The organism is Thermoanaerobaculia bacterium, assembly GCA_035717485.1.
Classification (GTDB): domain Bacteria; phylum Acidobacteriota; class Thermoanaerobaculia; order UBA5066; family DATFVB01; genus DATFVB01.
In genome coordinates this window covers 1-6634 of record DASTIQ010000263.1, presented here as the reverse complement: position 1 = coordinate 6634, position 6634 = coordinate 1, and the positions used below count along the sequence as shown (strand labels likewise).

The window sequence follows — 6634 nt, the reverse complement described above, 5'->3', positions numbered from 1 at the left end:
GGGCGGCCCCGGCGATCGCCGCCGCGGTCCCGCGGCGCCGCCGGGCGGCCGCGGCCGGGGACGCCGACCCGGATCCGCTCGCAGCGGTCGCTTCGGAAAGATGGTCGCGGAGGTTCTCGAGGTCTCGGGCCAGGTCCTTCGTCGACGCGTATCGCTCTTCCGGTTCCTTGGCGAGGCACCGCTCGACGGCCCACCTCAGCGGCGCCGGAACCTTCGGGTTCGACGCGGTGATCGGCTCGGGCTCCTCGCGGATGATGGCCGTCAGCGTCTCGGCGGACGTCGGCCGCTGGAAGGCCTTCTTCCCGGTCGACATCTCGTAAAGCATCGTGCCGAGCGAGAACTGGTCCGAGCGGAAATCGGTCTTCGCTCCGCTCGCCTGCTCGGGAGACATGTAGCCGACGGTCCCCATGATGGTCCCCGGCGTCGTGGACGGCGCGGCCTGGGTGGGCATGTCCGAGACGTTCCCCGGCGACGGCTCGGCGAGCTTCGCGAGACCGAAGTCGAGGATCTTGACGAACCCGTCCTTCGAGATCATCACGTTTTCGGGTTTGAGGTCCCGGTGGACGATGCCGGCCGCGTGGGCGGAGGCGAGTCCTTCGGCGATCTGGCACCCGAGATCCAGCACGCGTCTCGGGGGGAATGGCGCCGCTTCGAGCATCTCGCGCAGCGTCCTTCCCTCGACGAGCTGCATCGCCATGTAGACGACGTCGCCGGAGCGGCCGATGTCGTAGACCGCGATGATGTTCGGATGGTCGAGCGCGGAGGCGGACCGCGCTTCCTGCTCGAACCGGCCCAGCCGGTCGGCGCTCTGCGACATCTCGGCCGGAAGCGTCTTCACGGCGACCTCGCGCCCGAGCCGCGCGTCGCGCGCGCGGTACACCTCGCCCATGCCGCCGGCGCCGATCGGGGAAAGGATCTCGTAGGGACCGAGTCGGGTCCCGGAGGCGAGGGTCATCGGACGACGCGGGGGGACGCCGACGCGTCGGGGACGAGCTCGGCCGGAGAGGCGGCTCGGTGAGCCGCGATGTAGCGGTCGATCTGCCTGTCGAGCACCGGGAGCGGAACGGCCCCGTGCAGGAGCACCGCGTCGTGAAACTCGCGCACGTCGAACTTCGGCCCGAGCGCCTTTTCCGCCTTCCGGCGGAGCTTCTCGATCTCGAGCTCGCCGATCTTGTAGGAGAGGGCCTGGCCCGGCCACGCGATGTAGCGGTCGATCTCGGTCTCGACCTCGTGGTGCGAGAGCGCGGTGTGCGAGGCGAGGTAGTCGATCGCCTGTTCCCGCGTCCATCCCATCGCGTGGATTCCCGTATCGACGACGAGCCGGCACGCCCGCCACATCTCGTAGGTGAGCCGCCCGAAGTTGCTGTACGGGTCGGTGTAGAAGCCGGCCTCGAGTCCCAGATGCTCGCAGTACAGCCCCCATCCCTCGCCGAAGGCCGAGATGTAGGAGTAGCGGCGGAAGTTCGGCAGGTCTTTCAGCTCCTGCGAGAGCGCGATCTGGAGGTGATGGCCCGGGACGGACTCATGCAGCGCGAGCGCTTCCAGCGTGTAGAGCGGCCGCTGATCGAGCCGGTACGTGTTCACCCAGAAGTATCCCGGCTGCGTCGAGCCGACGGGTGCCTCGATGTAGCGCCCGCCGGTGAACTTCGGCGCGATCTCGGGAGGCACCGGCGCGACGCCGTAGGGGAGGCGCGGAAGCGTCTTGAAGAGCGACGGGAGTTTCCCGTCCATCCTCTTGCAGATCCAGGAGGCGCGTTCGAGGAGCTCTTCCGGCGTCCGGGCGTAGAACCGCGGATCGGTTCGGAGGAATTCGAGGAACGCCTTGAAGTCGCCGGTGAAACCGGTCTGGCGGATCACCGCCTCCATCTCTGCGTGGATCCGTTTGACCTCCGAAAGGCCGATCTGGTGCACCTGGTCGGCCGTCATCGGCCGCGTCGTGAACCGCCGGACCGCGAAATCGTAGTACGCCCGCCCTCCGGGGAGTGCGGATGCGGCGAGCGTCGTCCGCGCGTGGGGGACGTAATCCCGGTCGAGGAACTCGGCGAGCTTTCGAAAAGCCGGCACCGCCGACTCGAGGATCGCCTTCCGGCCGTCGGCCGCGAGCCGCTTCCGGTCGGCGGGGGAGACGGCGCTCGGGAACTTCTCGAACGGCTTCCACCAGACGCTCTTTTCGGCTTCCGCGACGACGTGCGGAATGATCGTCTGGTCGATTCCCGCGAGCACGACCTTCGGCACCGTCATCCCGCGCGCGAGCCCCTCCTGCATGTCGGCGACGCGTTCTTCGACGTACCGGGGAATCGCGTTCAGTCGCGCGACGTAATTCTCGTAATCGTGTATTGTTCTGAACGGCATCTCGTCGGGCAGCCGCGTCAGCTCGGTCTGGAATCCCCAGTCCGCCGTGAGCGGGATCTCGTACTCGCGGAAACGGAACGACAGGAGAGCGTCGGACAGCTGGAGGTCGAAGATCGCGGCGTTGGTGCGGTCCTCGTCGGAGAGCGCGCGCGTCGGAATCCCCCGGAGCTCGCCCAGGAACCGTTGCGTCGTCCTGGCGCGCCGTTCCTCGTCCTTCGGAAGGACCTCCGGAAGCTTCGCGTCGAAGTCGTGAACGCCGACGGAGGTCGCGAACAGCGGGTTCTCCGCGAGCCGCCACTTCCATTCGCGGTCGAAGAGGTCGTGGAGGCGGGCGGCGGGATCGGCCGGCGGGGCCGGGCGCTTCGGGGTGGGTTTCACGGCCGCCGCCGCGGGCATCGCCGCGAGCAGGAGCGCGATGACCCGAATCGTTCTCGCGCGTCGCATCACTTCAAGCCCTCCACGAGATACAGCGTCGAGAGGATGCGGGTCGCGCCGTAAACGTAGGAGTCGCCGTTCGAACCGACGATGACCGGCGCGACTCCCGTGATGCCGCCGGGGTCGGGCGGGGAAATCTCCTTCCACGGAGTTCGCTTCCCGGAGGCGAGCTCCACCCGGAAGATGTGCATCGGCGTCTCGCCGCGGCGATAGACGTACACGCTCGCTCCGTCGGTGCTCCAGCCGGCCGGAGCGTCGCCCGGCTCCGCGCCGGGCACGGGACGAGGGCTCTTCCCGTCGACCGAATAGAGCGCGGGCTGTCGCTCTTTCGTGATGGCGAAAACGGTGCGCCCGTCGGGGGACACCGGCAGGTAGGTGCTGCTTCCGACCCCCTGTTCGGTAATCTGGCGGGTCTTCCCCGTGGCGAGGTCGAGTGCGTACAGTTGAGGCAGACGGCCCTTCTCGAAGCCGCGGAAACAGATCTCCTTGTCGCCGGCGACGAATTGCGGCCGGCTTCCGACGAGGGTGAGCGGATATGTCCTCGCCTTGCCGGGGCCGGTCGGATAGACCGAGATCTGCGTGCCGTCGAACGAGAGTGCCGCGACCCACCTTCCGTCGGAAGAGAAGCCGCCGGCCGCGCCCGTGCCGAGAAGGACGGGCGGCGAGGCGTCCGTCTTCCGGATGTAGAGCGCCCCCTTGTCTCCGCCTCCCTCGCCGGTTTCGTCGAAGGAGACGAGTGAGCCGTCGGGCGAAATGCCGCCCGGGCCCGCCCAATCGAGCGCGGAGAGGTCTTTCTGTTCGCCGTTCTTCCCGACGAAGAAGATCGAGCTCCGGTAATCGTCTTCGGCCACGAGCGCGCGCCCGTCCTTCAGGAGGTCGTAGATCGTGAACGTCGCGGGAACGCGGCAGACCGTGCGTTCTTTCCCGGCCAGCGAGATCGCCTCGAGGGAGCGCGCGATTCCGGTGCGGGTTCCGGTGACCCAGACTTCCTTCCCGTCGGGCCTCCACGCGAGGCCCTGGACCGTGACGAAATCCCCGGCGAGCTTGCGGGCTTTTTCCTTTCCGTTTGCGGGCACGACGAGCACGTCGCCGCTGTCGCCGCTCGGCGGATGGTCGAGAAAGGCGATCTGCTTGCCGTCGGGCGAAAAGCGGAGATGGCTCACCCATCCGAGACTTTCGTACAGGAGATGGTCCTCGGGGTAGAAGAGGCCGAAACGGCCACCGCCGATGTCGCGCGCGACGGCGAGCGACTGTCCATCCGGCGTCCAGTCGGAGAACGCGACGCGCTCCTCGAGGTCGCGGGGCGCTCCGCCGGAGAGCGGGGATCGGGCGAGCGTGCCGAGAAGCGTCAGGGTGGTGAAGAAGGTCGGCTCTCTTCCCAGCGCCAGCTCGCTCTGGGACGACATCCCGAAGAGGATCGCGGGGGGCAGCGCGAGCTGTGTGGAGAAGAGGTTGTCTTCGCGGACGGTGAAGAGCCGGGGCTTGTCCCCGTTCCACGCGGCCGAGTAGACGATCGTCCCGCCGTCGGGCGCGAACCGCGCTCCCCAGATCGTCCCGCGGCCGAACGTGAGACGGTGGAAGATCGGCGCCACGGTCGCAGGATGGGCGTCGAGCGTCAGGCGGTTCGACAGGAGTGCCGCCACCGCCGCGACGACGACGAGCGCCGCCGCGATCGCGGCGACCGGGCGGCGCGCCCGCTTCGCCGCCGGCACGCCCGCGGAAACCGCCGCGGACGTCGCCTCCGAGAGGTGGTCGCGCAGGCTCTTGAGCTCCCGGGCGAGATCGGTCGTCGAGGCGTATCGGGCCTCCGGCTCCTTTCCGAGGCAGCGGTCGACGATCCAGCGGAGGGGCGGCGGGACCCTCGGGTTGAGAGCGGCGATCGGCTCCGCGTCCTCGGCGATGATCGCGCTCATCGTCTGGGCGGCAGTCTCGCGCTGGAAGGGGCGCTTGCCCGTCGCCATCTCGTACAGGATCGTCCCGAGGGAGAACTGGTCGGAGCGGAAGTCGACGGGACGTCCGGCCGCCTGCTCGGGCGACATGTAGCCGACGGTTCCCATCACGGTTCCGGCGTCGGTCGGCAGCGGAGCAGCGGTCGGCATGTTCGAGACGTCGTCGCCCGCCCCCTTCGTGATCTTGGCCAGGCCGAAGTCGAGGATCTTGACGTGCCCGTCTTTCGAGATCATCACGTTCTCGGGCTTGAGGTCCCGGTGGACGATGCCGGCCGCGTGGGCGCGGGCGAGACCCTCCGCGATCTGCGTACCGATCTCGAGGCCCCGGCTGACGGGAAGACGTGACGTCTCGAGGATCTCGCGCAGCGTCTTTCCGTCGACGAGCTCCATCGCGACGTAGAGGTGATCGCCTGCCACGCCCACGTCGTGCACCACGACGATGTTCGGGTGGTTCAGCGCCGACGCCGATCGCGCCTCCTGCTCGAACCGCGACCGCCGCTGCGCGTCGCCGGCGAAATCGGGCGGCAGGACCTTCACCGCCAGCTCGCGGCCGAGTCGGGTGTCGCGGGCCCGGTAGACCTCGCCCATGCCCCCCGCTCCCAGCGGAGCGAGGATCTCGTAGGGACCGAGCCGGGTGCCCGCGGCGATGCTCATGACACGCCCTCCACGAGGAACAGGTCCGACAATATCCGGTGATAGCTGTAGGCGTAGGACGCGGCGTCCGGCGTGAAGGACGCCGTGATGATCTCCACGACGCCGGCGGCGTCGGGAGGCATCAGCTCCTTGATCGGCTGCTTGCGGCCCGTCGCGAGCTCGAGCAGGAAGACCGGCGACGGGAGCGACCCGCGCCGGAACACGTAGAGGTCCTGCCCGACCGGCGTCCAGCAGATCGGGCGGTCGTCCGGCGCGAGGCCGGGGATCGGCTTCGGGTCTCCCCCCTCCAGCGGATACAGGTAGAACGCGTGGTCCATTCCCTGCGCGACGACCCACCTGCCGTCCGGCGAGATCGGGCCGAGGCCTTCGCCCATTCCCTCGGGCGTGATCGGCGTCGGCGGTCCGCCGTCGAGGTCCTGGAGGTAGAGGCGGCCGGCGCGGCCGGGCTCGTTTCCGGAGAGGAGGATCCGATTCGGCGTCGGCGTCCAGATCGCTTCGTGCGGCGTGATGCCGTACGACTCGATCTCACGGCGCTTTCCGGTGCGAACCGGAAGGAGGACGATCCGGCGCGTCGTGAGCGTGATCGAGAGCACCCATTTCCCGTCGGGGGAGATCTGTTTGGCGAGCCCGTCGCCCAGCCGCACGGCGGGGGAGCCGTCGGCCTTCCGCAGATAGACGGCCCCGGCGGCGCCGCCCCCCTCGCCGGTCTCGTCGAAGAGGAGCGACTTCCCGTCGAGCGAGAGATCGCGAAGGCGCGACCAGTCGAGGAGCGAAAGGTCCTTCTCCTGGGTCTGGCCGGGCGGCTGTCCGATGATCCCGACCTTGCCGTTGTCGCTCGTGATCAGGATCCGCCCGTCGGCCGAAACGTCCTGGATCGTGAGCTCCGAGAGGGCGCGCAGGAGGAGCCGCTCCTGCCCGGACGACGACACGGCCCAGATCGCGCGCGCGACGCCGGCGCGCGTCGCCGTGAACCAGACCTCGCGTCCGTGTCTCGGCCAGGCGAGACCGTAGGCGGTGATCCACCCGGTCGAGAGGACGGACGTCTTTCCGCTCCGGTCGACGGTGACGACGGAGCCTCCGTCGTCGCCGGGCACGGGGTGGTCGAGGAAGGCCACGCGTTCGCCGTCGGGCGAGACCCGGGCGTGGCTGATCCAGCCGGCCGTTTCGTAGAGCACGCTGTTGATCGGGTACTCCAGCCGGTGCTTGCCGGAGACGACCCGGACGATCGCGAGCTCGCCGTCCGG

At 69.1% G+C, this 6634-nt stretch carries 4 protein-coding genes; all 4 read right to left on the bottom strand.

The features are described from left to right. On the bottom strand, nucleotides 1-955 hold a 955-nt coding region (locus VFS34_13785), incomplete at its 3' end, for a serine/threonine-protein kinase (protein ID HET9795519.1). Beyond that, entirely contained in the window at nucleotides 952-2796 is a 1845-nt protein-coding gene (locus VFS34_13780; protein ID HET9795518.1) for a DUF885 domain-containing protein, read from the bottom strand. The genes VFS34_13780 and VFS34_13785, both read right to left, overlap by 4 nt. Next, nucleotides 2796-5390 carry a protein kinase gene (locus VFS34_13775; GenBank protein ID HET9795517.1) on the bottom strand — a complete coding sequence of 865 codons (2595 nt, stop codon included), beginning with the start codon at nucleotides 5388-5390 and terminating at the stop codon, nucleotides 2796-2798. The genes VFS34_13780 and VFS34_13775 overlap by 1 nt, the downstream gene beginning before the upstream one ends. Further along, the coding region (locus VFS34_13770) for a hypothetical protein (protein ID HET9795516.1) at nucleotides 5387-6634 on the bottom strand (1248 nt) is incomplete at its 5' end. The genes VFS34_13775 and VFS34_13770, both read right to left, overlap by 4 nt.

Bases quoted from the DNA above. Each gene is read 5' to 3' on its own strand.
- VFS34_13780 (HET9795518.1), bottom strand. From the start codon at position 2,796: ATGCGACGCGCGAGAACGATTCGGGTCATCGCGCTCCTGCTCGCGGCG.
- VFS34_13775 (HET9795517.1), bottom strand. From the start codon at position 5,390: ATGAGCATCGCCGCGGGCACCCGGCTCGGTCCCTACGAGATCCTCGCT.